Source organism: Cellulosimicrobium sp. AB352, assembly GCF_049538415.1.
GTDB classification, from domain to species: domain Bacteria; phylum Actinomycetota; class Actinomycetes; order Actinomycetales; family Cellulomonadaceae; genus Cellulosimicrobium; species Cellulosimicrobium funkei.
On the sequence record NZ_JBMVFX010000016.1, the window covers coordinates 73,563 to 99,485 of the forward strand.

22 protein-coding genes and 1 pseudogene are annotated in these 25,923 nt (G+C 74.3%); 14 read left to right on the plus strand and 9 right to left on the minus strand.

Features of this window, described 5'->3' with window-relative positions:
• Positions 1-2: 2 nt before the first annotated feature.
• From hutH to ACPCUX_RS12780, 4 genes and pseudogenes are all read right to left on the minus strand, one after another.
• Positions 3-1,616 carry a histidine ammonia-lyase gene (gene hutH, locus ACPCUX_RS12765; protein ID WP_423388901.1) on the minus strand — a complete coding sequence of 538 codons (1,614 nt, stop codon included), beginning with the start codon at positions 1,614-1,616 and terminating at the stop codon, positions 3-5.
• 278 nt (positions 1,617-1,894) lie between these two features.
• The gene (locus ACPCUX_RS12770) at positions 1,895-4,279 is read right to left on the minus strand and encodes an ATP-binding cassette domain-containing protein (protein ID WP_423388902.1); all 2,385 of its coding nucleotides are present in this window, start codon (positions 4,277-4,279) and stop codon (positions 1,895-1,897) included.
• Between the two features lie 238 nt (positions 4,280-4,517).
• The gene (locus ACPCUX_RS12775) at positions 4,518-4,928 is read right to left on the minus strand and encodes a VOC family protein (RefSeq protein WP_031316030.1); all 411 of its coding nucleotides are present in this window, start codon (positions 4,926-4,928) and stop codon (positions 4,518-4,520) included.
• 232 nt (positions 4,929-5,160) lie between these two features.
• Positions 5,161-5,547: pseudogene (locus tag ACPCUX_RS12780) on the minus strand (helix-turn-helix transcriptional regulator); the annotation flags it as partial.
• Between ACPCUX_RS12780 and ACPCUX_RS12785 the strand changes: the two are divergent.
• The 8 genes from ACPCUX_RS12785 (at position 5,546) to ACPCUX_RS12820 (ending at position 13,291) form a co-directional block, all read left to right on the plus strand.
• On the plus strand, positions 5,546-6,364 hold the full coding sequence (locus tag ACPCUX_RS12785) for an IclR family transcriptional regulator (protein ID WP_423388903.1): 819 nt from the start codon (positions 5,546-5,548) through the stop codon (positions 6,362-6,364). The pseudogene ACPCUX_RS12780 and the gene ACPCUX_RS12785 overlap by 2 nt on opposite strands.
• A 204-nt stretch (positions 6,365-6,568) precedes the next feature.
• Positions 6,569-7,537, plus strand: coding sequence for a metal ABC transporter substrate-binding protein (locus ACPCUX_RS12790; protein ID WP_423388904.1), 969 nt, complete (start codon positions 6,569-6,571; stop codon positions 7,535-7,537).
• On the plus strand, positions 7,534-8,298 hold the full coding sequence (locus tag ACPCUX_RS12795; RefSeq protein WP_021482568.1) for a metal ABC transporter ATP-binding protein: 765 nt from the start codon (positions 7,534-7,536) through the stop codon (positions 8,296-8,298). The genes ACPCUX_RS12790 and ACPCUX_RS12795 overlap by 4 nt, the downstream gene beginning before the upstream one ends.
• Positions 8,295-9,167 (plus strand): metal ABC transporter permease, encoded by an 873-nt coding sequence (locus tag ACPCUX_RS12800; protein WP_061267940.1) that lies wholly within the window; start codon positions 8,295-8,297, stop codon positions 9,165-9,167. Before ACPCUX_RS12795 ends, ACPCUX_RS12800 begins: the two co-directional genes overlap by 4 nt.
• Before the next feature lie 134 nt (positions 9,168-9,301).
• On the plus strand, positions 9,302-9,802 hold the full coding sequence (locus ACPCUX_RS12805; RefSeq protein WP_043658772.1) for a hypothetical protein: 501 nt from the start codon (positions 9,302-9,304) through the stop codon (positions 9,800-9,802).
• A gap of 75 nt (positions 9,803-9,877) precedes the next feature.
• Positions 9,878-11,536, plus strand: coding sequence for a bifunctional phosphatase PAP2/diacylglycerol kinase family protein (locus tag ACPCUX_RS12810; protein ID WP_423388905.1), 1,659 nt, complete (start codon positions 9,878-9,880; stop codon positions 11,534-11,536).
• Between the two features lie 170 nt (positions 11,537-11,706).
• Positions 11,707-12,006: a hypothetical protein gene (locus ACPCUX_RS12815; RefSeq protein WP_085387084.1), complete on the plus strand. Its 300-nt coding sequence runs from the start codon at positions 11,707-11,709 to the stop codon at positions 12,004-12,006.
• 193 nt (positions 12,007-12,199) lie between these two features.
• Positions 12,200-13,291 carry an LLM class flavin-dependent oxidoreductase gene (locus ACPCUX_RS12820; RefSeq protein WP_114553215.1) on the plus strand — a complete coding sequence of 364 codons (1,092 nt, stop codon included), beginning with the start codon at positions 12,200-12,202 and terminating at the stop codon, positions 13,289-13,291.
• 205 nt (positions 13,292-13,496) lie between these two features.
• Here ACPCUX_RS12820 and ACPCUX_RS12825 read toward each other — a convergent pair whose 3' ends face one another.
• Positions 13,497-14,552, minus strand: a complete 1,056-nt coding sequence (locus tag ACPCUX_RS12825; RefSeq protein WP_423388906.1) for an NAD-dependent epimerase/dehydratase family protein — start codon at positions 14,550-14,552, stop codon at positions 13,497-13,499.
• Positions 14,553-14,698: 146 nt separating this feature from the next.
• On the opposite strand from ACPCUX_RS12825, the gene ACPCUX_RS12830 reads away from it, so the two are divergent.
• Positions 14,699-14,953, plus strand: a complete 255-nt coding sequence (locus ACPCUX_RS12830; RefSeq protein ID WP_034651325.1) for a type II toxin-antitoxin system Phd/YefM family antitoxin — start codon at positions 14,699-14,701, stop codon at positions 14,951-14,953.
• A complete protein-coding gene (locus tag ACPCUX_RS12835; protein ID WP_423388907.1) occupies positions 14,950-15,342 on the plus strand; it encodes a type II toxin-antitoxin system VapC family toxin in 393 nt (130 codons plus the stop codon). The genes ACPCUX_RS12830 and ACPCUX_RS12835 overlap by 4 nt, the downstream gene beginning before the upstream one ends.
• A gap of 23 nt (positions 15,343-15,365) precedes the next feature.
• Here the strand turns inward: ACPCUX_RS12835 and ACPCUX_RS12840 are convergent, their stop codons facing one another.
• The gene (locus ACPCUX_RS12840; protein WP_423388908.1) at positions 15,366-16,229 is read right to left on the minus strand and encodes a siderophore-interacting protein; all 864 of its coding nucleotides are present in this window, start codon (positions 16,227-16,229) and stop codon (positions 15,366-15,368) included.
• 105 nt (positions 16,230-16,334) lie between these two features.
• Positions 16,335-17,474 (minus strand): epoxide hydrolase family protein, encoded by a 1,140-nt coding sequence (locus ACPCUX_RS12845; protein ID WP_423388909.1) that lies wholly within the window; start codon positions 17,472-17,474, stop codon positions 16,335-16,337.
• Between the two features lie 140 nt (positions 17,475-17,614).
• Here ACPCUX_RS12845 and ACPCUX_RS12850 point away from each other — a divergent pair, with 140 nt between their 5' ends.
• Positions 17,615-18,565: a helix-turn-helix transcriptional regulator gene (locus tag ACPCUX_RS12850; protein WP_423388910.1), complete on the plus strand. Its 951-nt coding sequence runs from the start codon at positions 17,615-17,617 to the stop codon at positions 18,563-18,565.
• Positions 18,566-18,594: 29 nt separating this feature from the next.
• On the opposite strand, the gene ACPCUX_RS12855 is transcribed toward ACPCUX_RS12850, so the two are convergent.
• Positions 18,595-19,023: a type II toxin-antitoxin system VapC family toxin gene (locus ACPCUX_RS12855; protein ID WP_114553057.1), complete on the minus strand. Its 429-nt coding sequence runs from the start codon at positions 19,021-19,023 to the stop codon at positions 18,595-18,597.
• The gene (locus tag ACPCUX_RS12860) at positions 19,020-19,307 is read right to left on the minus strand and encodes a FitA-like ribbon-helix-helix domain-containing protein (protein WP_423388911.1); all 288 of its coding nucleotides are present in this window, start codon (positions 19,305-19,307) and stop codon (positions 19,020-19,022) included. The genes ACPCUX_RS12855 and ACPCUX_RS12860 overlap by 4 nt, the downstream gene beginning before the upstream one ends.
• A 315-nt stretch (positions 19,308-19,622) precedes the next feature.
• Here ACPCUX_RS12860 and hrpA point away from each other — a divergent pair, with 315 nt between their 5' ends.
• The 3 genes from hrpA to ACPCUX_RS12875 all read left to right on the plus strand — a co-directional run bounded on the left by hrpA (position 19,623) and on the right by ACPCUX_RS12875 (position 25,496).
• Positions 19,623-24,287: an ATP-dependent RNA helicase HrpA gene (hrpA, locus tag ACPCUX_RS12865; RefSeq protein ID WP_423388912.1), complete on the plus strand. Its 4,665-nt coding sequence runs from the start codon at positions 19,623-19,625 to the stop codon at positions 24,285-24,287.
• Between the two features lie 226 nt (positions 24,288-24,513).
• Positions 24,514-24,804 carry a hypothetical protein gene (locus ACPCUX_RS12870; RefSeq protein ID WP_051028239.1) on the plus strand — a complete coding sequence of 97 codons (291 nt, stop codon included), beginning with the start codon at positions 24,514-24,516 and terminating at the stop codon, positions 24,802-24,804.
• Entirely contained in the window at positions 24,801-25,496 is a 696-nt protein-coding gene (locus ACPCUX_RS12875) for an ABC transporter ATP-binding protein (protein ID WP_423388913.1), read from the plus strand. The genes ACPCUX_RS12870 and ACPCUX_RS12875 overlap by 4 nt, the downstream gene beginning before the upstream one ends.
• Positions 25,497-25,923 lie beyond the last annotated feature (427 nt).

The window sequence follows — 25,923 nt, forward strand, 5'->3', positions numbered from 1 at the left end:
TCTCAGGCCAGGTGCCCGACGGCGGCGCTCGCCGCCGCGGTCACGGCACCCGTCGCGACGAGGTGGGTCACGGCCTCGATCTCGGGCGCGAGGTAGCGGTCCGGTCCGGGTCCCGCGGCGGCCGTGCGCACGAGGTCGCGGACGGCGCCGGTCCCCCGCGCGGGGTGCAGGGACCCGGCGTCGCAGCGGAGGTCGAGGGCGCGCGTCGCGGCGAGCAGCTCGATCGCGAGGACGCGGCCCAGCCCGTCGACGGCACGGCGGAGCTTGCGCGCCCCGGCCCAGCCCATGGACACGTGGTCCTCCTGCATGGCCGACGACGGGATCGAGTCGACGCTCGACGGCACCGCGAGCCGCTTGAGCTCCGAGACGATCCCCGCCGCCGTGTACTGCGCGATCATCAGGCCGGAGTCGACGCCCGGGTCGTCGGCGAGGAACGGCGGCAGGCCCTCGTTGCGGGCCTTGTCGAGGAACCGGTCCGTGCGGCGCTCGCTCATGCTCGCGACGTCGGCCGCCGCGATCGCGAGGAAGTCGAGCACGTACGCGACCGGGGCCCCGTGGAAGTTGCCGTTCGACTCGACGCGCCCGTCCACCGTGACGACCGGGTTGTCGATCGCCGCCGCGAGCTCCCGGCGCGCGACGGCGGTCGCGTGGTCGAGCGTGTCGCGCGCGGCGCCGTGCACCTGGGGCGCGCACCGCAGCGAGTAGGCGTCCTGCACGCGCGTGCACTCGGGCCGGCCGTCGGCGTCGAGCGTGCGGTGGCTCGCCACGACGGGCGAGCCGTCGAGCAGCGCGCGCAGGTTCGCGGCCGACGCCGCCTGGCCGGGGTGCGGCCGCATCGCCACGAGGTCGGCCGCGAACGGCGCGTCCGAGCCGAGCAGCGCCTCGACGCTCGCCGCGGCCGCGACGTCGGCCGTCGTGAGCAGGGACCGCAGGTCGTGCAGCGCGAGCGCGAGCATCCCGAGCATGCCGTCGGTGCCGTTGATGAGCGCGAGGCCCTCCTTCTCGCGCAGCGCGAGCGGCGCGATCCCGGCCGCGGCGAGCGCGTCCGCGGCGGGCACGACGGCTCCCGTCGCGTCCCGGACCTCGCCCTCGCCGAGCGCCGCGAGCGCCACGTGCGCGAGGGGTGCGAGGTCGCCCGAGCAGCCGAGCGAGCCGAACTCCCGCACCACGGGCGTGATCCCGGCGTCGAGCATCGCGGCGTACGTCTGCGCGACGACGGGGCGCGCCCCGGTGCGCCCGGTCGCCAGGGTCGCGAGCCGCAGGAGCTGGAGCGCCCGCACGACCTCGCGCTCGACCTCCGGCCCCGACCCCGCCGCGTGCGACCGCACGAGGCTCAGCTGGAGCTGCGCGCGCCGCTCGACCGGGATGTGGCGCCGCGCGAGCGCCCCGAACCCGGTCGAGACGCCGTAGTGCGGGCGGTCGTCGTCCGCGAGCCCCTCGACGACGGCGCGGCTCGCCGCCATCGCCTCGACCGCCGCGTCCGCGAGCCGGACGCGCGCGCCGTGCCGCGCGACGTCGACCACGTCGTCGATCGTCAGCGGGCCGTCGCCCACGACGACGACGCGCGCGGCGCGGGCCGGGTCGGAGACGGCCGGGGAGTGCGTCGTCGCTGCCATGCCCCCAGGACACACCGCGCCTCGACGCGCCGGGAGCCCGCTGCGACAGGTTCAGTCTGGGATGCCAGACAGGCCCCCTGTTCCCTCCCCGACCGCAGCAGCCAGCCCTCTACCGCAGCTACCGACGCCGCCGCCGACGCCGCCGCTGACCAGGCCATCCCGGCGAGCCGAGCAGGCGGTCGTGGCGCGTCAGCTGCCCGGGACGCGCCACGATCACCTGTTCGGCACCGGGCGGGGGGTGTGGAGGGGCGGGCGGCGGAGAGGCCGGGGGCAGCGGGTCAGGCGTTCACGTAGGCCGCGAGGTGCTCGCCCGTCAGGGTGGAGCGGGCCGCCACGAGGTCGGCCGGGGTGCCCTCGAAGACGACGCGACCGCCGTCGTGCCCGGCGCCGGGGCCGAGGTCGATGATCCAGTCCGCGTGCGCCATGACGGCCTGGTGGTGCTCGATGACGATGACGGACTTGCCCGCGTCGACGATCCGGTCGAGGAGCCCTAGGAGGTTCTGCACGTCGGCGAGGTGGAGGCCGGTCGTCGGCTCGTCGAGCACGATCACGCCGCCCTTGTCACCGAGGTGGGTCGCGAGCTTGAGGCGCTGGCGCTCGCCGCCGGACAGCGTCGTGAGGGGCTGGCCGAGGCTCACGTACCCGAGGCCGACGTCGTCGAGGCGCTCGAGGATCGCCGCGGCGGCCGGCACCTTGCCCTCGCCGGACGAGAAGAACGCGCGCGCCTTCGCGACCGGGAGGTCCAGCACGTCGGCGATGTTCAGCCCGCCGAGCGTGTAGTCGAGCACCGCGGCCTGGAACCGGCGGCCCCCGCAGTCCTCGCACGGGGTCGAGACGGTCTCCATGAAGCCGAGCTCGGTGTAGATGACGCCCGCGCCCTTGCACTCGGGGCACGCGCCCTCGGAGTTCGCGCTGAACAGGGCGGGCTTGACGCCGTTCGCCTTGGCGAAGGCCTTGCGGATCGGCTCCAGCAGGCCCGTGTAGGTCGCGGGGTTGCTCCGGCGCGACCCCCGCACCGCGCTCTGGTCGATCGTCACGACGCCCTCGCGCCGCGACACCGACCCCTCGACGAGCGAGCTCTTGCCCGACCCGGCCACCCCGGTCAGCACGACGAGCACCCCGAGCGGGATGTCGACGTCTACGTCCTGCAGGTTGTGCGCGTCCGCGCCGCGGATCTCCAGCGCGCCCGACGGCGAGCGCACCTCCTCCTTGAGCGTCGCGCGGTCGTCGAGGTGGCGCCCGGTGACGGTGTCGCTCTCGCGCAGCCCCTCGACCGTGCCCTCGAACGTCACCCGGCCGCCGGCCGTGCCCGCACCGGGGCCGAGGTCGACGACGTGGTCCGCGACGACGATCGTCTCCGGCTTGTGCTCGACGACGAGGACCGTGTTGCCCTTGTCGCGCAGCTGGAGCAGGAGGCCGTTCATGCGGTCGATGTCGTGCGGGTGCAGGCCGATGGTCGGCTCGTCGAAGACGTAGGTGACGTCGGTGAGCGACGACCCGAGGTGGCGCAGCATCTTGATGCGCTGCGACTCGCCGCCCGACAGCGTGCCCGACGGCCGGTCGAGGCTGAGGTAGCCCAGCCCGAGCTCGACGAACGACGCGAGGTTCTCGCCGAGGGCGTTGACGACGGGCGCCATGTGCGGGTCGTCGAGGTCGCGGATCCACGCGGCGAGGTCGGTGATCTGCATCGCGCACAGGTCCGCGATGTTGACCCCGCGGATCTTCGACGAGCGCGCCGACTCGGACAGGCGCGTGCCACCGCAGTCGGGGCACGGCGCGAACGTCGCCGCGCGCTCGACGAACGCGCGGACGTGCGGCTGGAGCGAGTCGACGTCCTTGGAGAACATCGACTTCTGGATCTTGGGGATGAGGCCCTCGTAGGTGACGTTGATCCCCATCGCCTTGATCTTGGTGGGCTCCTTGTAGAGGAAGTCCTGCATCTGCTGGTCGGTGAACTCGCGGATGGGCCGGTCGCCCGGGAAGAACCCCGACTCGGCGAACCCGCGCACCATCCACCCGTCGGCGGTGTACCCCGGGACCTTGATCGCGCCGTCGCGCAGCGACTTGGAGTCGTCGAAGATCTCCGTGAGGTCGAGGTCCGAGACCGCGCCGCGACCCTCGCACCGCGGGCACATGCCGCCGTGGTAGATCGCGTTGCGGACGATCGTCTTCTCGCCGGTGGCCGACGTCATGATGCCGCTCGCCTTGCGCGCGGGGATGTTGAAGGAGAACGCCGTGGGCGGGCCGACCTGCGGCTCGCCGAACCGGCTGAACAGCACCCGCAGGATCGCGTTCGCGTCGGTCACCGTGCCCACCGTGGAGCGCGGGTTGGCGCCCAGCCGCTCCTGGTCCACGACGATCGCCGTCGTGAGCCCTTCGAGCACGTCGACGTCGGGGCGGTCCAGCGTGGGCATGAAGCCCTGGAGGAACGCCGGGTAGGTCTCGTTGATGAGGCGCTGCGACTCGGCCGCGACGGTGTCGAACACGAGCGAGCTCTTGCCCGACCCGGAGACGCCCGTGAACACCGTGAGACGCCGCTTGGGGATCTCGACGCTCACGTCCTGCAGGTTGTTCGCCCGCGCCCCCTGGACCCGGATGACGTCGTGCGCGTCGGGGTCCTGGCGCTCCGAGGTCGGGGTTCCCGTCGTCGTGGCCGTGCTCATGCGTGTCTCCTCGTCGTCGAGCCTCGTCGCGCGGTCGGAGGACCGGTCGACGGCACCGACCGCCCGCTCCCGGCAGCCCGGGGAGAGTCTGCCGGAGAGCCGGTCGGTCGGCGCGTGGATGGGTGCGGTGCGTGGACGTCCCGGGGTGAGGACCGGCCGGGCGGTCGGAACTCATCGCGCCGTCCGCGACGGCGGCGCGCAACCGGGGCGCCTGGACGGGACCGCGGCGGTGCGGAGGTCAGGAGCGCTGCTGGATGCGGATCTCGTTGCCCGCCGGGTCGCGGAAGGCGCAGTCGCGCACGCCGTACGGCTGGTCGATCGGCTCCTGCACGACCTCCGCCCCCGCGGCCTCGATCCGGGCGAACGTCTCGTCGACGTCGGGCGTCGCGAGGTTGACGCCGAAGTACGCGCCCTTGGCCACGATCTCCAGGAGGGCGCGCTTGTCGTCGTCGTTGAGGCCCGGGGTCGCGGCCGGCGGGTGCAGCACGATCGCGGTGTCCGGCTGGTCGGCGGGGCCCACGGTGATCCACCGCATCCCCTCGTAGCCGACGTCGTTGCGCACCTCGAAGCCGAGCACGTCGCGGTAGAACGCGAGCGACGCGTCGGGGTCGGTCTGGGGCAGGAAGCTGGAGTTGATGGTGAGGTTCATGAGAACGACGCTAGGACCGCCGCCCGGCCTGCGCTTCTCGATTCCTGACCGGTCGCGTGACGCGTCGCGCGACGCACGCCGGCAGCCCGTCCAGCCGCTCCGCGCCGGGGACGGCGCCCGCCTCGGCGGCGGACGCCGTGCCCGACAGCGCGCCCGGTGCAGCGCCGTGCGCGGTGCCCGCCGCCGCGGCCGTCCGCGACTCCGCGGGAGCCGGTGACCCGGCGTCGGACGCGGCCGCACGCCGTCGGTACACGCTCGGCGGCACGCCGACGAGCTCGGTGAAGCGCGTGCTGAACGTCCCCAGGGACGAGCACCCCACCGCGAAGCACACGTCCGTGACGCTCAGGTCGCCGCGACGCAGCAGGGCCTTGGCGCGCTCGATCCGCCGCGTCATGAGGTACGCGTACACCGACTCCCCGTACGCCGCCTTGAACTCGCGGCTCAGGTGCCCGGCCGACACGTGCACGCCGGCCGCGAGCGCCGTGACGTCGAGCGGCTGCGCGTACTCGCGGTCGATCCGGTCGCGCACGCGCCGCAGGCGCGCGAGGTCGCGCAGGCGCTGGTCGTCGGGCGTCGTCGTCACGCCTCGATCGTGCCACGGGCCTACCGTGGCCTCCATGCCGAGCGACGTCCCCGCCGCGCGCCAGGCCGTGCGCGTGCTCGCGTTCCTCGCCGCGCAGGCGGGCCCGTCGCCCGCGGCCGCCGTCGCGCAGGGTCTCGGGCTGCCCCGCTCGACCGTCTACCACCTGCTGTCCGTCCTCGTCGACGAGGGGTTCGTGACCCACCTGCCCGAAGAGCACCGCTACGGGCTCGGGACGGCGTCGCTCGCGCTCGGGTCGGCGTACGCGCGGCAGGCGCCCCTCGCGCGGCTCGCGCGGCCCGTCGTCGCGCGCCTCGTCGAGTCGACCGGCGAGAGCGCGCACCTCGCCGTCCTCAACGGGCGCGAGGTCCTCTACCTCGTCGAGCAGCGCGCGCCGCGCCGCCCCACGCTCGTGACCGACGTCGACGTGCGCCTCCCCGCGCACCTCACCGCGAGCGGGCGCGCCGTCCTCGCCGGCCTCCCCGCGGCCCAGGTCCGCGCCCTCTTCCCCGGGGCCGCCGCGTTCGCCGACCGCACCGGCGTCGGGCCGCAGACCCTCGGCGCCCTGCGCGAGGTGCTGCGCGGCGTCCGACGGCGCGGCTGGGCCGAGGAGGACGGCGAGGTCACCCCGGGCCTCGCGTCCGTCGCGCACGCGGCCGTCGACCACACCGGGCTCCCCGTCGCCGGTATCGCCCTCACCTTCTGGGCCGACGACGCCCCGCCCGCCCGCCGCGCGGAGCTCGCCGCCGCCGTCGGGCGCGCCGCCGCCGAGGTGAGCCGCCGCCTCGGCGCCCGCCCCACCCCGACCCGCCCGGCGGGCCCGACCGCCCCGACCGCCCCGTCCGCACCGAGGTAGAGCTCTGGTCTGCCGAGGTAGAGCTCCGGTCTGCCGAGGTAGAGCCCTGGTCTCTTCCCTCGCTGAACCAGGGCTCTACCTCGCGGGACCAGGGCTCTACCTCGCGGGACCAGGGCTCTACCTCGCGGGACCTGGGCTCTACCTCGGCGGACCGGGGTGGCAGCGGCGTTGCGTGCGGCCGACGTGCCGACTAGATTTTTCGGTATGCCGAACTTTTCGACGCGGAGGTCCGCATCCCGCGCTGCCGCAGCCGTCGCGCTCCTCGCCGCGGCGACGCTGAGCGGCTGCTCGAGCGCCACGGACGCGGGGGCGACCCCGCCCGACGACGGCCGGCCCGTCGTGCTCACGACGTTCACCGTGCTCGCCGACATGGCGGAGAACGTGGCGGGCGACCACCTGCGCGTCGAGTCGATCACGAAGGTCGGGGCGGAGATCCACGGCTACGAGCCGACGCCCGGCGACGTCCGCAAGGCGGCGGACGCCGACCTCATCCTCGACAACGGCATGGGGCTCGAGGCGTGGTTCGGGCGGTTCGTCGACGGGCTCGACGTGCCGCACGTCGTCGTGAGCGAGGGCGTCGAGCCCATCGCGCTCGGCGACGACACCGCCGAGGAGTACCAGGGCAAGGAGAACCCGCACGCCTGGATGTCGCCCGTGAACGCGCAGGTCTACGTGCAGAACATGGCCGACGCCTTCGCGGAGCTCGACCCGGCCCACGCCGACGACTACGCGGCGAACGCCGCGGCCTACTCCGCCGAGCTCGCCGCCGTGCACGACGAGCTCACGACGGCGCTCGACGCACTGCCCGAGGGCCACCGCGCGCTGGTCACGTGCGAGGGCGCGTTCCCGTACCTCGCGCGCGACGCCGGGCTCGCTGAGAAGTACCTGTGGGCGGTCAACGCCGAGCAGCAGGCGACGCCGCAGTCGGTCGTCGGCGCGATCGAGTTCGTCGAGCAGCACGACGTCCCCGCCGTGTTCTGCGAGTCCACCGTCTCCGACGACGCGATGCAGCAGGTCGCGCGCGAGTCCGGCGCGGCGTTCGGCGGGACGCTCTACGTCGACTCCCTCTCCGCGCCCGACGGCCCCGTGCCGACCTACCTCGACCTCCTGCGCCACGACACCGAGACCATCGTCGCGGGCCTCACGGGCACCACCGCGGGCGGTGACGCGTGAGCGCGGGCGGGCGGGCGCCGTCGGGCACGCCCGCGATCGACGTGCGCGACCTCACCGTCCACTACGGCGACGTCCTCGCGCTCGACGGCGCGACCCTCGCCCTGGGGTCCTCGCACGGGCCGGGGACGGTATGCGGGCTCGTCGGCATGAACGGCTCGGGCAAGTCGACGCTGTTCAAGGCGGTCATGGGCATGGTCCGGCCGGACCGCGGCACCGTCCTGGTCGACGGCGCACCCCCCGCGCGCGCCCGGCGCGCCCAGGCGGTGGGGTACGTGCCGCAGAGCGAGGACGTCGACTGGGCCTTCCCGCTGAGCGTGCGCGACGTCGTCATGACGGGCCGCTACGGCTACCAGGGCTTCACGCGGCGCACGCGGCCCGCGGACCGGGAGGCGGTCGAGCACGCGCTCGCGCGCGTCGAGCTCACCGACCTCGCCGACCGGCAGATCGGCGCGCTCTCGGGCGGGCAGCGCAAGCGCGCGTTCGTCGCCCGGGGGCTCGCGCAGGGCGCGACGATCCTCCTGCTCGACGAGCCGTTCGCCGGCGTGGACAAGCGCACGGAGGCGACGATCACCACGCTGCTGCGCGAGCTCGCGGCCGGCGGGGCGACCGTCCTCGTCTCGACGCACGACCTGCACGCGCTGCCCGAGCTCGCCGACGAGGCGGTGCTGCTCCACCGCCGCGTCCTGCTGCACTCGACGCCCGCGGAGGTCCTGCGGCCCGAGAACCTCGCGCTCGCGTTCGGCGTGGAGGTGGCCCCGTGACCGACCTCCTCGCCACCCTCCTGGAGCCCCTGTCGTTCGAGTTCCTGCGCACCGCGCTCGCCGTCACGGTGACCGCCGGGATCGTGTGCGGCGTGCTGTCGTGCTGGCTCGTGCTCGTGGGCTGGTCCCTCATGGGCGACGCCGTCTCGCACGCCGTGCTGCCCGGCGTCGTGCTCGCGTACGTGGTGGGGGCGCCGTTCGCGCTCGGCGCGCTCGTCTTCGGGCTGCTCGCGGTGCTGCTCATCGGCGCGGTGCGCGACACGTCGCGCGTCAAGGAGGACGCCGCGATCGGGGTCGTGTTCACGACGCTCTTCGCGCTCGGGCTCGTCCTCATCTCCGTGACGCCGAGCCAGACGGACCTCAACCACATCCTCTTCGGCAACCTGCTCGGGGTGTCGCGTGCGGACCTGCTCCAGGTGCTCGCGCTCGGCGCGGTGACGCTCGCGGTCGTCGTGCTCAAGCGGCGCGACCTCACGCTCTACGCGTTCGACCCGACGCACGCGCACGCGATCGGGCTCTCGCCCCGACGGCTCGGCGCGCTGCTGCTCGGCCTGCTCGCGCTGACGGTCGTCGTCGCGCTCCAGGCCGTCGGCGTGGTCCTCGTCGTCGCGCTGCTCATCACGCCCGGCGCGACGGCGTACCTCCTCACCGACCGCTTCTCGCGGATGCTGTGGATCTCGCCGCTCGTCGCGGCGGTGTGCGGGGTCGTGGGCATCTACGTCAGCTACTACCTCGACACGGCGTCGGGCGGGACGGTCGTCGTCGCGCTGGGCGTGGCGTTCGCGCTCGCGTACCTGTTCAGCCCGCGGCACGGGCTCGTCGGGACGCGGGTCGCGGCGGCCCGACGCCGTCGGCTCGCGCGCGTCTGACCGTCCGCTCCGGCGGCCCGCAACCCGGTCCGGGCCGCCGGACGACGCCTCCTGCGTGCGCTGTGTGCGAAATCTCCATGAATTCGCCCTCGATTCCCTGGTGCTTCTCAGGTTCGCCCGGGAGACTTGTCGCCATGTCAGCGAGGACGAGCGAGCCCACGACGCCGCAGCGCACGCGCACGTCTGCCCGGTTCGCCGCGGCGAGCCTGCTCGCGCTGTCCATGATGCTGCCGATGTGCTCGACGGCGAGCGCCGCCGAGGTCCAGCAGCTCATCGCCGACGCGCAGGTCCAGACGGAGACCATCGGGAACGACCTCGACCGCGTGCACGCCCAGCTCCCCGCCCTGCACCCCGTGCTCCGCAACGACGTGCTCGACGCCGTCGAGTCGGTCGAGGCGGCGACGGACGAGGCCCGCTCCGCGCTCGAGCGCGCGACCGACGACGACGAGGCGGCCGACGGTCGCGCCGCCGTCGCGCTCGCCGACGCGCAGGTCGCGCTCGACGCGGCGTCCGCCCAGCTCCGCTACGTGACGGACCTCGCACACGACGCGGGCGAGGGCGTGGCCGTCGCGCTGGAGCGCCTGCAGGCGCACATCGACACGCTCCGCGGCGAGACGAGCCGCGCGGGGGCCTGAGCCGACCACCTGGCCCACGCGGGCCCGGAGCGCCGTCGCCGCGCGGTCCTCGACCGCCCTTCCTACGATGGCGAGATGCCTCGTGTCACCGGGATCGTCAAGCCGCACGAGGCGCTCCCCGGCGTCGCCCGCCTCGACCGCGCGGTGAACCGCTGGACGAACCGCCGCGCGCTGGGGGCCGCGGCCGACACCGCGCTCTCCCGGCTCTCGACGTGGGCCGACCACAGCGTGCTGTGGGCCGGGGCCGCCGTCGGGATCGCCGCCACCGGGCGGCGCGGGCGCGACGCCGCCCTGCGCGGCTACGGCTCGCTGCTCGTGTCGAGCGTCCTCGCGAACGTCGTCGGCAAGACCGTGTTCGGGGGCGTGCGCCCGTCGCTCGACGGCCTCCCGCTGTGGCGGCGCGTGGCGGACCCCCCGACGTCGCCCTCGTTCCCGTCGGGCCACTCGGCGTCGGCCGCCGCGTTCGTCACGGGCGTCGCGATCGAGTGGCCGACGGTCGGGCTGGCGCTCACGCCGCTCGCCGGGGCCGTCCTGTACTCGCGTCTGCACACGGGCTCGCACTGGTTCTCGGACGTCGCCGCGGGGGCGGCGCTGGGCGTCGGGGTCGCGCTCGCGAGTCGGGTGCTCGTCCCCGGCCGTGCCGAGCAGCGCCCCGACGTCCCGGCGGGGCCGCCCGCGGACGTCCCCGCGCTCGACGACGGCGCGGGCCTCTTCGTCGTCGTCAACCCGGCGGCGGGCTCGGGCCGGCTGCTCAAGGAGGACCCGCTCGCGGCGGTCCGCGACGGGCTCCCCCGCGCCGACGTCCACGTGCTCGCCGAGGGCGACGACCTGCGCCGTCTGTACGACGACGCCGTCGCGCGGGGCGCCCGCGCGCTCGGCATCAGCGGTGGCGACGGCACGGTGTCGACCGCGGCCGCGGCGGCGCGCGCGCACGACCTCCCGCTCGCCGTGCTCCCCGGCGGCACCCTCAACCACTTCGCGCGCGCGGCCGACCTCACGTCGATGCGCGCGACGATCGAGGCGGTGCGGACGGGCTCGGGCGTGACGATCGACGTCGCGGACCTCGAGGTCGACGGGGTCGACGGACCGCCCCGCACCGTGCTCAACACCTTCTCGGCCGGTGTCTACCCGGAGCTCGTCACCGAGCGCGAGAAGCACGAGCACCGGCTCGGCAAGTGGCCGGCGGCCGTCCTCGCGGCGGCGCGCGTGCTGCGGCGCGCGCACCGGGTGCGCATGGAGGTGGACGGGCACGAGGGCGAGTACTGGTCGCTGTTCGCGGGAGTCAACCGCTACTACCCGCAGAGCCTCGCACCGGTCGAGCGGCACCGCCTCGACGACGGCGTCCTCGACGTCCGCACGGCCCGGGCCGAGCGGCGCGCGAGCCGGCTGCGCACGTTCCTCGAGGTCGCGGCGGGCGACGCGGGGACGCGCGTCGCGCGGCGCGTGCCCGGGGTGCGGGGGCACCTCGTGGTCGACGCGACGTCCGTCCCGGCCCTGGAGCTCCGCTTCCCCGCGCGCGGCGCGGTCGTCGGGCCCGACGGCGAGGCCGTCACGACGGGCCGCTCCCCCGACGCCGAGCCCGGGCACCCCGGGTCGCCGCCCGTGGTGCTCGCGCACGACGGCGAGACGCTCTCGCTCGACGACGTCGCCCCCACCGGGCCGGTCACCGTCCGTCTCACCATGCGGCGCGGAGCGCTGCGTCTCTACGCCCCGAGCGACCCGACGGCGGGCTGATCCGCCCGGCCTGTCCTGTATGTCCTGTGTTCACGTCACCCGGGGAGAACTCCCCCTGTTCACGCACAGGCGTCATGCCCCACAATGAGCCCCGCAGTCGCGCGGACGGCACCCCGTCCGCGCCCCGTCCGGACTCGACCACGTCGGCCCCACCAGAAAGCAGAAGAACCATGGCCCAGCAGTACCCCGCCGCTCCGCAGGCCCCCGCCGGCTACTCGGCCCCGATCGAGGACCCGGGCAAGACCCTCGGCATCGTCGGCTTCGTCCTCGCGTTCGTCTTCGCGATCGCGGGCATCGTCGTCAGCGCGATCGCGCGCAAGAAGAGCAAGGAGGCGGGCTTCGACAACCAGCTCGCCAAGTGGGGCCTCATCCTCAGCATCGTCTTCACCGTGCTCGGCGCCATCGGCTTCATCATCTACATCGTCGCCATCGCGGCGCTCGTCGCGAGCGGCGACGTCGCGACGTACTGACGTCCCCGCCGGTCCGCCGGCGCGGCACCGACGGCCGCCGTCCCACCCGGGGCGGCGGCCGTCGTCGTCCCTGCCGGCCGCCCGCGGACGGGTCGCGGAAGATCCGCGGGCCGGGCACGGTTGAGACGCGCACGACCGCGCCACCGGTGAGAGCACCGGCCCCCCGACGGTCGCCCGACCGCAGGAGCAGATCATGACCGACGAGACGACCTCCCCGATCCCCGCCGAGAGCGCGACGGCCGCACCGGACCCCGCGACGGTCGAGCTCGGGCTCGACACCTTCGGCGACGTGACCGCCGGGGCGGACGGCGTGCTCCTCAGCGGCGCTCGCACCATCCGCGACGTCGTCGAGGAGGCGGAGCTCGCGGACCAGGTCGGCGTCGACTTCTTCGGCGTCGGGGAGCACCACCGCGCGGACTTCGCCATCAGCGCGCCCGAGGTGGTGCTCGCCGGGATCGCGACGCGGACGTCGCGCATCCGCCTCGGCTCCGCAGTGACCGTGCTCAGCTCCGACGACCCGGTGCGCGTCTTCGAGCGGTTCTCGACGCTCGACGCGCTGTCCGGCGGGCGCGCGGAGGTCATCCTGGGGCGTGGGTCGTTCATCGAGTCGTTCCCGCTGTTCGGCTACGACCTCGCCGACTACGAGGTGCTGTTCGAGGAGAAGCTCGACCTGTTCGTCCATCTGCTCGACGAGGGTCCGGTCACGTGGTCGGGCACGACGCGCGCCGGGCTCGCCGACCAGGAGGTCTGGCCCAAGACCGAGAGCGGGCGCCTGCGCACGTGGGTCGGTGTCGGCGGCTCGCCCGAGTCGGTCGTGCGGACCGCGCGGCACGGGCTGGGGCTCATGCTCGCGATCATCGGCGGCGAGCCCGAGCGGTTCCGTCCCTACGTGGACCTCTACCACCGCGCCGTCGAGGAGCTCGGCACGCCCGTGCTGCCGATCGGCGTGCACTCGCCGGGCCACGTCGCCGAGACCGACGAGCAGGCGCAGGAGGAGGTCTACGAGCACTTCGCGGCGATGAACAACCGCATCGGGCGCGAGCGCGGCTGGCCCGCCTACCATCGCGGACGGTTCGCCCACGACGTGCGCGACGGCTCGCTCTACGTCGGCTCGCCCGAGACCGTGGCCCGCAAGATCGCCCGCACCGTCCGCCTGCTCGGCGCGGGCCGGTTCGACCTCAAGTACTCGACCGGCACGCTCCCCCACTCGACGATGCTGCGCAGCATCGAGCTCTACGGCACGCAGGTGATCCCGCGCGTCCGCGAGCTCCTCGCGGAGCACTGACACCCACCGAACCGACCCAACCCCCTCGCCGAACACGACGTTGCTGTCGCCATCGGGGCGAGAACGACAGCAACGTCGTGTTCGGCTGCGGGCAGGCTCGTGCTCGACGGCGGCTGGTCGGCGGGTCGGCGGGTCGGCGGGTCGGCGGGTCAGCGGGTCAGCGGGTCAGCGGGTCAGCGGGTCAGCGGGTCAGCGCGTCGGCGGGTCAGCCGCGGCCGGCGGCGCGGAGCGCGGCGGCCTCGAGGTCCGGCGGGAGGCCGACGGCGGGGCGGTCCGTGCGTTGCGGCGTCGCGTCTCCCGCGGCATCGAGGGCGCGGAGCCACGCCCACGTGTCGCGCACCGTCTCGCGCACGTCGCGCGTGCGCAGGCCGAGCGCCGCCGCGCGCGACGTGTCGGAGCCGTGCAGCGCGTCGTGCAGCTCGCCCGGCGGCAGCCAGACCGGGAGCTGGGTCCACGGCTCGATCCCGGCCGCGAGGACGGCCTCCGGCTCGACCCACACGAGCTCGGCGGGCGGGTCGTCCGCCGCTGCCGCGTCGTCGGCGGTCGCCTCGACGCACGCGGCGAGCAGCTCGCCCATGGTCGTGTGCCCGGGCGCGCTGACGACGTCGACCGGCCCGGACACGCCCGCGAGCGCCACGTCGAGCGCGAACGCGGCGAGGTCGCGCGCGTCGACGTACTGCAGCGGCAGGTCGGCGGGCCCGGGGGCGAGCACCGGACCGCCGCGCGCGACGCGACGCAGCCACCACGGCAGGCGGCCGACGTTCTCCCGCGGCCCGAGGATGAGGCCCGCGCGCAGCAGGATCGCCCGGTCGCCGAGCGCGTCGGTCACGGCGATCTCCGCGCCGCGCTTCGCGCGGGCGTAGTCGTCGGAGGTCGTGTCGTCCGGGTCGCCGTCGACGATCTCCGACGTCTCGTCGGCCCCGCGCGGCCGCGGGAACGGGTACACCGAGCGCGACGACACGTAGACGTACCGGTCGTCGCCCGGCACGCGGCCGGCGAGGAGCCGGGCGGCGTCGCGCGCCGCCGCGGGCGCCCAGGACCACGTGTCGACGACGACGTCCCACTTCTGCGGGACGTCGTCCGCGCGCAGCGCGTCCAGGCCGTCGGGCCGGGTGCGGTCGCCCACGAGCTGCCGGACGCCGTCGGGCACGGGCGTGGTGCCCCGGTTGAGGACGGTGACGTCCCAGCCGCGGGCGAGGGCGTCGTCGACGACGGCGCGCCCCACGAAGTCGGAACCGCCGAGCACGAGGAGTCGGGTCATGGGCCCACTGTGGCGCGCCGTCGGTCCGCTTGCAGCCCGTTACGCCGCCCGCAGACGGCCGTGGGGGGCCTCACGACCCCCGCGAGCCTTTCGCGGAGCATACTGGCCAGGTATCCTGGCCAGGACACCCCACCCGAGGAGCGGCGATGCAGGTCAACGTGCTCGAGGCCAAGAACAACCTCTCCCAGCTCGTCAGCCGTGCCGCGGCCGGCGAGGACGTGGTCATCGCGCGCCGTGGTGTCCCGCTCGTGCGGCTCGTGCCGGTCCGGGCCGACCTCGCGCACGGGACCGGGGCGGCGATCGTCGAGTGGCTCGACGACCACCCGCCGTCGCGACGGACCGCCCGCTCGGCGAGCCAGATCGACGCCGACATCGAGGCCGCGCGCGAGGGCTGGGAGTGATCTACCTCGACACGTGCCTCGTCATCTACCTGGTCGAGGACACCGAGCGTGGCCCGCACGTGCGCGAGCTGCTGGCCCGGCACGGGCACGAGGAGTTTGCGATCAGCCCGCTCGTCCGGCTGGAGTGCCTCGTGGGACCGCTGCGGTCCGGGGACCCGGAGCTCGAGGACCGGTACCGGGGCGTGCTCGACCTGTTCGTCGAGCTTCCCCTCGATGCCACGGCCTTCGAGCGGGCGGCACGCCTGCGCGCCTCCTCGTCGCTCCGGACGCCCGACGCGCTGCACCTCGCCGCCGCGCAGGTCCACGAGTGCTCCGCCCTGTGGACGAACGACTCGCGGCTCGCCGTCGCCGGGCGCGGGCTCGCCGTCGACGTCCTGCACGGCGGCTGACCCGGGCGAGCGGTCAGGCGGGGTCAGTCCGGGTCGGTCGGGTCCAGGGGAGCCTCGGGGTCGAGGTTGACGACGCCGCGACGCCAGTAGCCGTGGACGGCGAGCTGGTCGGGCCGCGCGCCGGAGCGGCGCAGCGCCCGGCGGACCGCGACGAGGTCGGTCGCCTCGCCCGCGGCGAACACGTACTCGTCGGCGTCGAGCGGGCCGAGCGCGCGGACGGCCTCGGCGAGCTGTCCCGGCCCGTCGGTGCGGTAGAGGAGCTCGGTCGTCGCGCGCCCGAGCTCGTCCTCGACGAACGCCTCGTCGACGTCGTCGCCGATCTCCACGATCGCGGTCACGGGCACGTCGGCCCCGACCGCCTCGACCCAGCGCGCGAGCGCAGACAAGCCCGTCTCGTCCCCGACGAGCAGGAGCCGCCCGACGCCGTCCGGCACGGCGCGGCTCGTCGTCGGGCCGGCGAGGACGACCTCGTCACCCACCGCCGCCCGCGCGGCCCACGCCGACGCCGGGCCGCCCTCGCCGGTGGGCGGCGCACCCGGGTCGGTGCCGCCGTGGAGCACCCAGTCGACGTCGACCTCGGGAACCCCGTCGACGGTCCGCGTCGCCCGGACGGTCAGCTCGCGCGAGATCGACACGACGCCCGTCGGGCGCTGGAGGGCGCCGTCGTCGGTCAGCGTCGGGGCGTGCAGGACGCCGGTGGCCGGGTCCGGGAGGAACACCTTGAGGTGGTCGTCGGGGCCGGGCACGCGCAGCGTCGCGAGCGAGGCCTCGCCCGGGGCGGCGTCCCGGAAGGTGAGGCGGCGCAGCGCGCCGGACGTCTCCCGGACGGCGTGCACGCGGACGCGGCGCGGGACGAGGTCGAGGCGGGTCACGGGTCGGGAGAACACCGCCCCATTCTGCGCCGAGCACGACGACGCCGTCGTCATCCGGCCGATGACGACGGCCACGTCGTGGTCGAGCGCGCGGTACCCCGTTCTCGACGGTCGCGGGCGTCAGGCGAAGAAGACCCGGAGGTCGGCGACGACGTCGAGCGGGACCTCGAGCGCCGCGTAGTGACCACCGCGCGGGTGCTCGGACCAGTGCTCGATCCGGGCGTTGTCGCGCTCGGCGAACGCGCGGATCGTCTGGAAGTCGTCGGCGAAGACGGCCACGCCGATCCGGCCCCGGCTCACGACCGGCTCGGCGCCCGAGCGCTGCTCCGCGTAGTGGTAGCGGGCGGCGGTCGCGTAGGAGTTGGTCAGCCAGTAGAGCGTCGCCTGGGCGAGCACCTGGTCGGCGCTCACGAGGCTCGTCCCGTTACCGAAGCTCTCGAACAGCTCGTGGTAGGCGAGGACGGCGACGGGCGAGTCGGCGAGGCCCGCGGCCATCGTCTGCGGCCGCGACGCGTTCATCGTGTTGTAGGCGCCCACGGACTGGAACCACTGGAGGTGCCCGAGCGCGGCGAGCTCCTTCGCGCCGAAGCCGTCCATCTCGCCGGGAGCGCCCGACGGGAAGGAGAAGAGCTGGAGCACGTGGGCGCCGAGGAAACCCTTGGGGTCGAGGACCGCGAGCTCGCGGCCGACCATCGCGCCGCCGTCGCTGCCGTGGATCCCGTAGGAGTCGTACCCGAGGTCGCGCATGAGGACGTCGTAGGCGCGGGCGACGCGCGCCATCGTCCAGTCCGTGTCCCCGACCACCGGGGTGGAGAACCCGAAGCCCGGCATGGAGGGGATGACGAGGTGGAACGCATCCTCGGGGCGGCCGCCGTGCGCGACGGGGTCGACGAGCGGGTCGATCATGTCGAGGAAGTCGAGGAACGAGCCCGGGTAGGTGTGCGCGAGCAGCAGGGGCGTCGCGGCGTCGTGCCGGGAGCGCACGTGGAGGTAGTGGATCGGCTGGCCGTCGATCTCGGTGCGGAAGCCCGGGTACGTGTTGGCCCGGTCCTCGACGGCCCTCCAGTCGAACGCCGTCCAGCGCCCGACCATGTCGCGCAGGTAGGACTCGGGCGTCCCGTAGTCCCAGGAGTCCCCGGGGGCGGCGGGCGCGAACCGGGTCCGTTCGAGGCGCGACCGGAGGTCGTCGAGGTCGGCCTGCGGGACGGCGACGGAGAACGGGTGGTGCTCGAGGGACGGGGAGAGGTGCGACGCGGTCATGGTGGTCTCCTCGGTCGGGCGGGGCCTCGTGCCCTGCTCTGCTCCCGACTCTAGGAAGGGTTCAGGAACGCTTCCTTCCGTTATTCTGGCGGCGCTCTGAGGAGTTCTCCCGCGTCGTCCGTCGACCCCAGGAGGGACCCGTGGCCTCCACCTCGGCCCGCATGCTCATGCTGCTCGGCCTGCTCCAGTCGCGCCCCGACTGGTCGGGCGCCGAGCTCGCCGAGCGCCTCGACGTCAGCGACCGCACGGTCCGCAACGACGTCGCCCGCCTGCGCGAGCTCGGCTACCCCGTCGACGCGGTGCGCGGCCCGGGCGGCCGGTACCGGCTCGGCGCCGGAGCGCGGCTGCCCCCGCTCCTGCTCGACGACGCCGAGGCCGTCGCGGTCGCCGTCGGGCTGCGGGCCGCGACCGGCACGGCGGGCTTCGAGGAGTCCGGGGCGTTCGCGCTCGCCAAGCTGGAGCAGGTCATGCCGGACCGCCTGCGCCGTCGTCTCGCCGCGCTCCGGTCCGCGAGCGCCGCCGGCCCCGCGAACACGGACTCGAACGTCGAGGACCCGGTCGTCGACCCGGACACCCTGACCGCCCTGGCCGACGCCGTGCGTGACCACCAGGGCCTGCGCTGCTTCTACCGCGACGAGCCGCTCGAGCTCGAGCCCTACCGCCTCGTCGCATGGCAGCGCCGCTGGTTCCTCGTGGCCCGCGACCCGGTGACGGGCGCGTGGGCTCCCTACCGCGTCGACTGGCTCGTGCTGCGCGTGCCGGGCGGGCGGCGGTTCGCGCCGGTGGACTTCCCCGGCGACCTGACCGACCTCGTCGTGCGCGAGGTCGCGCGCGCCGGCTGGGCCGTGCACGCCCGGATCGTCGTCGACGCGCCCGCCGACGAGGTCCTGCGACGCATCAACCCGACGGTCGGCACGGTCGAGCCGCTCGCCGACGACCGCTGCGTCCTCGTCACCGGCGGCGACAGCGTCGAGGTCGTCGCGGTGTGGGTCGGGATGCTCGGCCTGGACTTCCACGTGACGGAGCCGCCGGCCCTCGTCGACCACGTGCGCACCCTGGCGACCCGCTACGCCCGCGCGACCCCGCCGTGACCCGAACCGGTCGCGGGCTCCCGCGTCAGTCAGGTCGTGCCGGGGTCCCACGGGTCGACGACGTCCACCCGGGTAGCGGCGAAGTCGCGGACGTTGCGCGTCGCGAGCGTCGCGTCGTGCACGCGGCAGATCGCAGCGATCTGCGCGTCGGCCAGGCTCATCGGCCGCCCCGCTCGCTCGCGGAGCGCGAGGAGCGTGCCCCCGACGCGCGCGGCGTCGGCGTCGTACGGGAGCACCCGGCCCGCGAAGGTCGTGGTGACGTGCTCCTCGACGAGCGCGGCGAGGCGGTCGCGGCGCCGCCCTTCGGGCAGCCGCGCCACCCCGTGGACGATCTCGCCGACGGTGACCGCCGTGATCGACAGCGCCTGCGGAGCCTGCGCGTCGAGCCAGCGGAGCACGCGCGCCTCGGGCACCGGGCGGATCACCTCGGACACCACGTTCGTGTCGAGGACGATCACGTGTCCGCGGTCTCCCGGTACGGCGTGCCCGGTTCGTCGGAGAGGTCGACGACCCGGCCGTGCTCCGAGCGCGCGGGGAGGTCGAGCTCGACCGCCAGACCGGCGTCGGCGAACGACCTGTGGATGAAGGTGCCCAGCCCCTGTTCCAGCCCGCTGGGGGCTGTCACCGCGGAGGTGAGGATCTCGCGCACCTCCGCCTCCATGGACCGCCCGTGCTCCGCCGCCCGCGCCCGCAGCCGTTCGCGCACGTCGTCGTCGAGCCCTCGGATCGTCAGCGTCGCCACCTGGACCACCTCCCACGTACGACGCTAGCAAAATGACAGCACGATGCGCCAGGGTCGGCCCCTCCTCGAGAGCAATGAAGTTGCGAGAGGTTGAGAGAATGGACCGTCGTGAGTACCGAGCCCGCAGCGAACCAACCTGACGCGCGCCCTCCCCAGCGGGACGGCGCCGCCGAGGGCACCCCGCGCGAGGGTCGCCGACGCCGCGGGAACCGCCGCGGGCGCGGGCGAGGCGAGCGGACGACGTCGGGCACCTCGACGACCACGGAGCCGACGCGTCGCGGGCGGGGCGAGCGGACGACGTCGGGCCCGCGGCAGGTGAGCCGCGCGCAGCTCGACCGGGCCGCGCAGGCGCGCGCTAACGTGACGGTCCCGCCCATCACGTACCCCGAGCAGCTTCCGGTCAGCGCCCGACGCGCGGACATCGCCGCCGCGATCCGCGACCACCAGGTCGTCATCGTGGCGGGCGAGACGGGCTCCGGGAAGACGACGCAGCTCCCCAAGATCGCGCTCGAGCTCGGCCGAGGCCGCTCGGGTCAGGTCGGGCACACCCAGCCCCGCCGCATCGCCGCGCGCACGGTCGCCGAGCGCATCGCGGAGGAGCTCGGCACGGAGCTGGGCGGCGTCGTCGGGTACCAGGTGCGGTTCACCGACACCTCCAGCGAGGACACTCTCGTCAAGGTCATGACGGACGGCATCCTGCTCGCGCAGATCCAGCGCGACCCGGAGCTGCTCGCCTACGACACGATCATCGTCGACGAGGCGCACGAGCGGTCCCTCAACATCGACTTCCTGCTCGGCTACCTCGCGCGGCTCCTGCCGCGCCGCCCCGACCTCAAGCTGATCATCACGTCGGCGACGATCGACTCCGAGCGCTTCGCGCAGCACTTCTCCCCCGCGCACCTCGCCCAGCTCGGCGGCGCGCCGGAGTACGTGGTCGACGCCCTGCCCGACGCCGCGCCCGTCGTCGAGGTGTCCGGCCGCACCTACCCGGTCGAGATCCGGTACCGGCCGCTGTCCCCCGACGTCGACCTCGGCGCCTCCACTGGCAGCGGCACGAAGGCGAAGGGCCGCGCGGGCGCCGAGGAGAAGGACCTCGTGACCGGCATCGTCGACGCGTGCGACGAGCTCATGCGCGAGGGACCGGGCGACATCCTCGTGTTCCTCTCGGGCGAGCGCGAGATCCACGACGCCGCCGACGCGCTCACCGGCCACCTCAAGGACCGCGTCACCGACCCGAAGCACCCGCAGCGCGTCGAGATCCTGCCGCTGTACGCGCGGCTGTCGTCGGCCGAGCAGCACCGCGTGTTCCAGGCGCACTCCTCGCGACGCATCGTGCTCGCGACGAACGTCGCCGAGACGTCGCTCACCGTGCCCGGGATCCACTACGTCGTCGACCCTGGCACGGCCCGCATCTCGCGCTACTCCAAGGCGACGAAGGTCCAGCGCCTGCCCATCGAGCCCGTCTCGCAGGCGAGCGCGAACCAGCGCTCCGGCCGCTCCGGCCGCGTCGCCGACGGCATCGCGGTGCGCCTCTACTCCGAGGACGACTTCCTCTCCCGGCCCGAGTTCACCGAGCCGGAGATCCTGCGCACCTCCCTCGCGTCGGTGCTGCTCCAGATGATCTCCGTCGGCGTCGTCGAGACCCCGGACGAGGTCGCGCGCTTCCCGTTCGTCGAGCCCCCGGACACGCGCGCCGTGCGCGACGGCGTCCAGCTCCTCACCGAGCTCGGCGCCCTCGCCACGTCCGACGGCGTCACGCGCCTCACCGAGGTCGGGCGCGTCCTCGCCCAGCTCCCCATGGACCCGCGCCTCGCCCGCATGATCTGGGAGGGCTCGAGGCTCGGCGTCGCGCGCGAGGTCGCGATCATCGCCGCCGTCATGTCGATCCAGGACCCGCGCGAGCGCCCCGCCGAGGTCCGCGCCCAGGCCGACCAGGCGCACGCGCGCTTCACCGACCCGCACTCCGACTTCCTCACCTACCTCAACGTCTGGGAGTACGTCCGCGAGCAGCAGCACGAGCTCTCGTCCTCGGCCTTCCGCCGCCTGTGCAAGACCGAGTACCTCAACTTCCTGCGCATCCGCGAGTGGCAGGACGTCGTCGCCCAGCTCCGCGAGATGGCCAAGCCCCTCGGCATCGACATGTCGTACAAGCCGCGCGCACGCGGCGCGGCCGGTGACGACGCGCGGCGAGGTCCAGGACGAGCGGCGGCTGCGCCCGAGGATGCGAAGGGCGTGGCGGGCCTGGCGGGAGCGACGCGAGGAACGAGCGGCGCGGATGGTAGCCCGAGCACCTCGGGGGCAGCCGCCGCGGACCCGACCACCGCCCCCGACGCAACCCCCGACACCCAGGCCTACAAGCGCGCCTGGGACGGGGACACGATCCACAAGGCGCTCCTGTCCGGCCTGCTGTCGCAGATCGGGATGCAGGACACGGGCGAGGTGAAGGCGTCGTCGGTCGCGCACCTCAAGGGCGAGGCCCGCGCCAAGGCGCTGCGGCGCGCGCAGAAGCAGGCCCGCAACGAGTACACCGGCGCGCGCGGCGCGCGGTTCGCGATCTTCCCCGGCTCGCCGCTGAGCAAGAAGCCGCCGGCCTGGATCATGGCGGGCGAGCTCGTCGAGACGTCGCGGCTGTGGGCGCGCGACGTCGCCCGGATCCAGCCCGAGTGGGCCGAGGGCCTCGCGGGCAACCTCGCGCGGCGCACGTACTCCGAGCCGCACTGGTCGACCAAGCGCGGCGCGGCGATCGCGACCGAGAAGGTGCTGCTGTACGGCGTGCCGATCGTCGCGGACCGCAAGGTCCTCTACGCGAAGGTCGACCCCGAGGCCGCGCGCGAGATGTTCGTGCGGCACGCGCTCGTGCAGGGCGAGTGGACGACCCACCACCGGTTCTTCCACGACAACCGCAAGCTCCTGGCCGAGGCGGAGGAGCTCGAGGCGCGCTCGCGCCAGCGCGGGCTCGTCGTCGACGACGACGTGCTGTTCGACTTCTACGACGAGCGCGTGCCCGACGACGTCGTGTCCGCCGCGCACTTCGACCGCTGGTGGAAGACGGCGCAGCGCCGCGACCCCGACCTGCTCACCTTCACGCTCGAACAGCTCGTGCCCGACGCCGAGCAGGTCGACACGTCGCAGTTCCCCGAGACCTGGCCGCAGGGCGAGCTGACGCTCCCGCTCACGTACCAGTTCCAGCCCGGGACCGAGGCCGACGGCGTGACCGTGCACGTCCCGATCTCCGTGCTCAACCGCGTCGTCCCCGACGGCTTCGACTGGATGGTGCCGGGCCTGCTCGACGAGCTCGCCACGGCGACGATCCGCTCGCTGCCCAAGCCGGTCCGCGTCCAGCTCGTGCCGGCACCGGACGTCGCGCGCGACGTCGTCGCCTGGCTCCGCGAGCACACGCCCGCCTGGGAGGACATGGCCCGCGCGGGCGACATGGCCGAGCCGTTCCACGTCGCGTTCACGCGCGCCGTCCGGGCGCTGCGCGACGTCGTCATCCCCGACGACGCGTGGGGCCCCGAGCAGGAGGCGCGCCTGCCCGCGCACCTACGCATGACGTTCCGGGTCGAGGACACCCGCGGGCGCGGCTCCGTCGTGCTCGACGAGTCGAAGGACCTTCTTGCGCTCCAGCGCCGTCTCGCCGCGCAGAACCAGGCCGCGGTCCGCGCGGCGGTCAAGGGAGCGGTGGGTGCTGCTCTTCGTGAGGCCGCTTCGGGATCGGTTCCCGGGTCGGGTGCGTCGGTCTCGGGGTCGGGTGCGTGGGTCCCGGGGTCGGGTCCGGCGGCGGAGGGGGCGTCGGCGCTCGGGCTACCATCCGCGCCGCTCGTTCCTCACGGCGCTCCCGCCAGGCCCGCCACGCCCTTCGCATCCGACGCCCCCTCCCCCGCCTCCGCGTCCGGCTCACCCGGGCGAGGTGTAGGACGAGCGGGCGGCGCGTCGTCGGGCGCGACGGGCGTCGAGGCCGCGCGCGGACATGGACGGCCGACCGCACCAAGTCACGGCGCGGCCGGCCCGAGCACCGACGGCACACCGCCCGCGGGCTCGACCACGAGCCTGGTGAGCGAGCGCACCGACCTGACCACCTGGCCCGACGACCTCACCGACGGGCGGCTGCCCGCGACGGTGTCGACCGACCTCGGGGGTGGGGTCGTGGTGCGCGGGTACCCGGCGGTCGTCGAGGAGCAGGACGCGAAGGGGAAGCCGGTCGTCGCGCTGCGCGTGCTGGCCGACGCGACCGCGCAGGCGCGGGAGCACGCGCGGGGTGTGCGGCGGCTGCTGCTGACCGAGACGGCGCTGCAGACCGGGCGCATCACGAGCCGGTGGAACGGCACGCAGTCGCTCACGTTGGCGGCCAGCCCGTACCGGAACACGGACGCGCTCGTCGCGGACCTGCAGCTCGCCGCGGTGATCGCGCTGACGAGCGGCGGCAGCGGGCAGCCCGACGCGGCGACGGTCCGCGACGCCGAGGCCTACGCGGCCGCGCGCACGTTCGTCCGCGCGCACCTGGAGGAGCACGTGCACCAGGTGGTCGGGCACGTGGTCGCCGCGCTCACCGCGTCGCGGAACCTCGACGCGGAGATCCGCGCGTCGAACAGCCTCGCGCTGCTCAACACGCTCACCGACCTGCGCGACCAGGCGGCGGGCCTCATCCACGACGGCTTCGTCTCGCAGACCCCGCCCCGACGCCTGCCGCACCTGACGCGCTACCTGCGGGCGGCGTCGTACCGGCTGGAGAAGGCGCAGTCGAACCCGAACCGCGACGCCGAGCTCGCGTGGCGCGTGCACGACGTCGAGGACGCCTACCAGCGCGCCCGTGCCGCGTACGTGCAGGGCCCGGCCGACCCGGCCCGGGCCGCCGACCTGGCCGAGGTGCGGTGGCTGATCGAGGAGCTGCGCGTGTCGCTGTTCGCGCAGCAGCTCGGCACCGACGGCCCGGTGAGCGAGAAGCGCATCCGCAAGCTCCTCACGCCCGACGGCTGGTGACGCGCGGCGCGAACGCGATCCACGACGCGCCTCGTCCTTGACGCCACGGACGAGGTTCGTTAGCGTCCCGATCGAATCGCCCAATGTGGGGCGCATCTCGCCAGGGGGAAAGATGAAGGGACTTCGTTCACGGTTGGCCGGCGCAGGATTGGCAGTAGCGCTCGGCCTCATCGGCGCAGGGTCTGCCCATGCCGCCGCATTTACTCACAGCACCACTGGTGTGTCGATGAACGGCTCGTACGTGTTCGAGCCGCAGTCCGTCAGGCAGGGGGCCTTCCACTTTTGGGGAACCCTGAACGACACGCTCAACGACGGGCACGCGGGCAAGCAGCAGGTGCGCATCGAGGGCTACGGGTACAACACCTACTACGCACCGGTCGACGCCGACAAGTACTTGAACCAGTACATCTGGGCGGCTCCTCAGCTGTACGTGACGAAGGCGCGCGCCAAGGTGTGCCGAGACCGCGGCACGCTCCTCCCGGACAACTGCTCGGCGGAGAAGACCTACACCCGGTGACCGAGCGCACGGTCGCCGTCGAGGCGCGCGCGATCTCTTTCGCCTTTCCCCTCGAGCAGCCGATTCTCGACCACGTCGATCTGACCGTCGGCCGTGAGGCCGTCGCGTTGACGGGCACGAGCGGCACCGGCAAGACGACGCTCCTGCACTGCCTGTCCGGAATCCTCGTCCCGTCCTCCGGGGCGGTGGCCGTGACCGGGCACGTCATCACGGGAATGACCACGGAGGAGCGGAGCGCGATCCGCAGGCGGCACGTGGGAATGGTCTTTCAGTTCTCGGAGCTCATCGCCGAGCTCACGCTCCTGGAGAACGCCTCGCTCCCGCTCGAGCTGCTCGGGTCACCGCGGCGAGTCGCGACACGCACGGCGCGTGATCTGCTGGGCGAGCTGGGCATATCCCAGCTCGCCCAGCGGTACCCGGCTCAGGTCTCGGGCGGGCAGGCCCAGAGGGCTGCCGTTGCCCGAGCGCTGATCCATGAACCCTCGGTCGTGCTCGCCGACGAACCCACCGGGGCCCTCGATGCAGCGACCGGAGGGCGCGTCCTGGAGCTCTTGCTCGACGCGGCACGGAGCCGCGGCGCTGCGGTCGTCCTCGCCACGCACGACGCGGCCGTCGCGGCCCTGGCGGACCGGGTCGTCGACATGGCCGAGATCGGGGCGCTACACGGCGCACGCCCGCACCCGGTCGCATGAACCGTCGTAGCGCGACGCTCCTCGGGCTTCGTCTTCTCCGATCGAGCGGGCACCGCCGGTGGTGGTCGCGAGCGCTCGTCGTCGGCGGCGTGTGCATGGCCATGGTCGGCACACTCCTCTGCATCGCTGCCGCGACCGTCGTCTCGGCGCAGGCGGACCGCACGTGGGAACGCTCCTTCACGTCGGCGGTCGACGACGCGCACTCCCAGGCTCGCGTGACGGTGTCACGCATCGCCTACGGGGAGCGGATGCTGCTTCGCGTGGACGTCGATCCGCTCGACGGCGAGCTCCCGTTGCCCCCGGGCCTCGGCCGATGGCCCGCCTCCGGCGAGGTCATCCTGTCCCCGGCTGCGGAAGAGCTACGTTGGACCGCGGCGTTCCGGGCCTTGGCCCCGGGGAGGGTCGCCGGGACCGTCGGGGACGCCGG